The organism is Pricia sp., assembly GCF_041745955.1.
In the GTDB taxonomy this organism is placed as follows: Bacteria; Bacteroidota; Bacteroidia; order Flavobacteriales; family Flavobacteriaceae; genus Pricia.
Window position 1 is genome coordinate 1 of the sequence record NZ_JBGTHY010000084.1, and the last position, 4,217, is coordinate 4,217.

The 4,217-nt window shown below is 44.3% G+C and carries 4 protein-coding genes; 1 reads left to right on the top strand and 3 read right to left on the bottom strand.

Going from position 1 to position 4,217, the window contains the following annotated elements; all coding sequences use genetic code 11:
- A partial coding sequence (locus ACEW8S_RS02870; RefSeq protein WP_373516679.1) for a TM2 domain-containing protein occupies positions 1–342 on the top strand: 342 nt, incomplete at its 5' end.
- 55 nt (positions 343–397) lie between these two features.
- On the opposite strand, the gene ACEW8S_RS02875 is transcribed toward ACEW8S_RS02870, so the two are convergent.
- Genes ACEW8S_RS02875 through ACEW8S_RS02885 form a run of 3 tightly spaced genes read right to left on the bottom strand, consistent with a single transcriptional unit; the run spans position 398 to position 4,057 of the window.
- Positions 398–2,218: a GNAT family N-acyltransferase gene (locus ACEW8S_RS02875; protein ID WP_373516680.1), complete on the bottom strand. Its 1,821-nt coding sequence runs from the start codon at positions 2,216–2,218 to the stop codon at positions 398–400.
- A 59-nt stretch (positions 2,219–2,277) separates the two neighbouring features.
- Entirely contained in the window at positions 2,278–3,555 is a 1,278-nt protein-coding gene (locus tag ACEW8S_RS02880; protein ID WP_373516681.1) for an aspartate kinase, read from the bottom strand.
- Positions 3,556–3,574: 19 nt separating this feature from the next.
- The gene (locus ACEW8S_RS02885) at positions 3,575–4,057 is read right to left on the bottom strand and encodes an N-acetyltransferase family protein (protein WP_373516682.1); all 483 of its coding nucleotides are present in this window, start codon (positions 4,055–4,057) and stop codon (positions 3,575–3,577) included.
- Positions 4,058–4,217 lie beyond the last annotated feature (160 nt).

A 4,217-nucleotide genomic window follows, 5' to 3' on the forward strand; every position in this document is an offset into this window, starting at 1 on the left:
GAATTCGGGGAAGGCGCCAAAAGAACGGCAAACGAATTTAGTGAAGGGGCCAGGGGGGCCTTTGCAGGGGGCGGTAATGAGAACAAAAAGATACTGGCCGGTATTTTGGCCATAGTACTCGGGTCGCTGGGCATACATAAATTTATTTTGGGCTATCAAAAAGAAGGTATCATTTTATTGGTCGCCACTATTGTCGGTTATGTATTAATGTGCGTTGGAATTGGTTTTTTCTTTGTTATGGCCACTGGGTTGGTCGGTCTTATCGAGGGCATCATTTATCTAACTAAAACAGACGAAGAATTTTATAACACCTATCAAGTGGGGAGAAAGCCTTGGTTTTAATGTAATCAAAGAAAAAGCCAAGGTACTTCTAATCTTGGCTTTTTTCAATCTGAACTTATTTTGTATCGCCGTTTTGCTGCCCCTCTACGAGCTTCCTTTCCAGTTCCGCCTGAAACTCTTCCATAACGGGCTTGACAGTGCTTTCCGGAAGATCTGCAATCTTGATGTACATGAGTCCGTCGACGGCATTGTTAAAAAGCGGATCTACATTAAAGGCGACCACTTTTGCGTTCTGCTTGATATATTTTTTTATCAACACAGGTAACCGCAGATTGCCCGGTTCGACCTCGTCTATCATACGATCGAACTTGTTCAGATCGGCCTTGGTCTCATCGAAAACGAATTCCTTATCCGCATCTTTCAACTTTACCTTGAACTCCTTTTTCGGGCGTACGTATTGGGCGACGTAGGGATCCCAATAATTACTTTTCATAAACTCGATCATTAGCGATTTCGAGAAGTTCGAGAATTGGTTACTGATGCTTACCCCACCAATAAGATATTTATGCTCAGGATACCGGAGCGTAGTATGCACAATTCCTTTCCACAGCAAAAACAAGGGCATCGGCTTCAGTTGGTACTCTTTCATAATATAGGCCCTACCCATTTCGATGGATTGCCGCATCATTCCGAAGAGTTCGGGTTCGAAACGAAAAAGGTCTTGTAGGTAGAAGCCGTTGATTCCGTATTTTTTAAAAATCTCTGAACCAAGTCCCATTCGATAGGCACCGGCAATTACCTTGGCCTCCTTGTCCCATAGAAACATATGGTGGTAATAGGCATCGAACTTGTCGATATCGATGGAGTTATTGGTGCCCTCACCGATTTCCCGAAAGGTAATTTCGCGTTGCCTTCCGATCTCTTGTAACGAGAAGGGAATTTCGCTTGCAGGGGCCAAGAATACTTCATAGTTTTTACTCTGTACCATACGTCGGTCTTTCTCGACCAATTTCGTAATTTCATTCTCAATCAATTCCTTTTGGATTGCCTTGGCTATCTTTCGGGGCTGTTTGGGAAGTTTTAACGTTGTGGGCAGTTGATCGATCAATCGCTCCTTTTCATAGGCATTGGCAAGAATATAGGTCTTTCGCCGCAGTAGTTCGCTTAACTCTTCGATACCGGGTTGCTCTTTTTGCGTATCTACCGAAATAGGCTGTCCGATACGCACCTTTATAGGTCGGTGTTTTTGGGAATAGACCTCGGATGGCAATTTTGCTGTTCGGAAGGTATCGTTTATTTTGGCCAACCGATAGAACAAGGTACTGTTTCTTGCGTGAAAATATATCGGCACAACAGGTACTTCCGCTTTACGTATCAACTTGATAGCCGCCTCTTCCCAAGCTTTGTCAACGATTATTTTGCCCTCTTTACGCGTAGATACCTCGCCCGCAGGGAAAATACCGAAAGGATGCCCATCCCTCAAATGGAGCATCGCATTTTTAAAGCCCGTCAAACTGCTTTTTGCCTCTTTTCGATTTTCAAAAGGATTTACAGGAAATATATACGGCTTCATGGGTTCGAAACGCTGTAACAGAAAATTGGTCATTACCTTGTAATCGGAACGATGGCTTAGCATAATTTGCATAAGCACTATACCGTCGATACCGCCCAGAGGATGGTTGCTGATGGTGATATACGGCCCTTCTTTGGGTAGTCTTTTAAGGTCTTCGCCGGGAATCTCGTAATCGATTTCGTAATGTTCAAGAGTGGCCTCAAGAAAGGCCGGGCCGTCAAGATGGCGCACGGAATCGTACCAGTTGTTAAGATTGGATAATTTAGTGACCCTTAAAATGGCCCAAGCCAGAAAAGTACCCAGTACACCGAACTTATCAAGGTTGGTGACCTTGGCCACTTCCTTTGCGGTCACTAAACCCATAGTTTTTTATCGATTAGATAACCGCTAAGATAGCAAAATCGCTACGGGCGAAACCTGTTTTAACATTTTGCCGTGGAAGGGGACGGTGATTTGACGACCAATTGCAAGGTCTCCTTTCCGCGTTGTTCCAAAAGAATTTCATGTCCGTTTTGTAGGGATGTGATGGCTTTCTCGTCAAAATGACGAATGGTGTACAACGAGACCCCTTCTTGGCACACCACGTTGAACCGGCTTCTCAAAAGCTGCAACAGTTCTTGCAACCTGCCGAAACGGTTATCGACACACACCGAAAAACTGATGGCGGAATTCTGGATCAAGTCGACCTTCATCCTGTGATCGTGAAACAGTTTGAAAAGGGCACTGATACTATCTTCGACGATAAACGAAAAATCCAGGGAGGATAGTTTCATCAAGACCTGGTCCTTTTTTACGATAAAACAGGGCACCTTGGGTTCTATTCCGACACCCCTGCCTACAGTTGTTCCAGCGTCTTTCGGATGGATGAAGGATTTGACATGCAACGGAATCTCTTTTTGCTGTAACGGCTGAAGGGTCTTGGGATGGATTACCGAGGCTCCGTAAAAGGCCAATTCAATGGCCTCGCGATACGATATATTGTTCAGAAGTTGCGTTTCCTTAAAATATCTGGGGTCGGCGTTCAATACGCCCGGCACATCCTTCCAAATGGTGACGGAATCGGCGTTGAGGCAATAGGCCAAAATGGCGGCGGTGTAATCGGATCCTTCACGGCCAAGCGTAGTGGTGAAATTATTATCGTCACTGCCCAAGAAGCCCTGAGTGATGTTGAGCTTCTTGGTATCGATTTTTTGAGACACCCTTTCCTGTGTCTTTTCCCAATTTACGGACACATCGCGATAACTGTTATCAGTCTTTATAAAGTCACGAACGTCTAGCCAATTATTGGTGATCCCGATCTCGTTTAGATAAGCACTTATGATGGTGGTGGACACCAACTCGCCATAGCCAACAACCTGATCGTATACAAAATTGTATTTTGGGGATTTGTTCCAGGCTAAAAACCCCTGTACCTCATCGAACAGGGTTTTTACCTTTTTATAAATAGGATGGCCCGGATTCTCGAACAAATCCGTCAATATGGCATGGTGATAATCGATGGCTTCCTGTAGTATCGGAAGTAATTTCGCCTTGTCCTCAAAATAGGTGTTTACAACCGCCTCCATAGCATTGGTAATCTTGCCCATTGCCGACACGACCAAGAGGGTATTATCATGACCTGTTTGGCGTAAGACCTCTACCACGTTTTTTACACCTTCGGCATCCTTGACCGATGCGCCCCCGAACTTAAAAATCCTCATAAATTATCAAATTTTAAAATCACTGAATACCCACCAAGAATTTCTTTATTCCCACTTCATCTAACTGCACGACATCCCAATCACGCATGACGTTTGCCCCTTTACGCTCATAGAACTTTATGGCTGGCTCGTTCCAGTCCAACACCTCCCAACTGATGCGCTTTACATTCAATCGATTGCCATACTTAACCACTTCCGTCAGCAAGGCACTACCGAGTCCGCTGCCACGCATCCGTTCGGTAACGATAAGATCTTCGAGATGTATTACTGGGCCTTTCCAAGTGGAATATCGTGGATATACCAAGGCCATCCCGACGATTTCACCTTCGGTTTCGCCTACAAAACAATGGAACAGTATTTTATCGCCGAAACCATCCTTTATCAAATCTTCGATGGTTACTTCAACGACATGCCTTTCCTTTTCGAAGTCGGCCAATTCGTGTACCAAGCGTAAAACTTGGAACATATCCCCCTGTTGTGCAGATCTGATTGTAAAATCCATATTTGTTACAAATAAAACACAAAGTTATAAATTTAAAAAATGAATGTTGCGGCAAACCGGGAAAGTGTCACAAAATTGCCGATATTTGTTTACGAACGCACTTTATCGCATTGAGCTCTTCTTAGGTTCGGCTTAAACTTACCCGCTTTATGAAACGAAA

What these genes read in the sequence shown, in the direction of transcription:
- ACEW8S_RS02880 (WP_373516681.1), bottom strand. Translation starts at nt 3,555, where the DNA reads ATGAGGATTTTTAAGTTCGGGGGCGCATCGGTCAAGGATGCCGAAGGT.
- ACEW8S_RS02885 (WP_373516682.1), bottom strand. Translation starts at nt 4,057, where the DNA reads ATGGATTTTACAATCAGATCTGCACAACAGGGGGATATGTTCCAAGTT.
- ACEW8S_RS02875 (WP_373516680.1), bottom strand. Translation starts at nt 2,218, where the DNA reads ATGGGTTTAGTGACCGCAAAGGAAGTGGCCAAGGTCACCAACCTTGAT.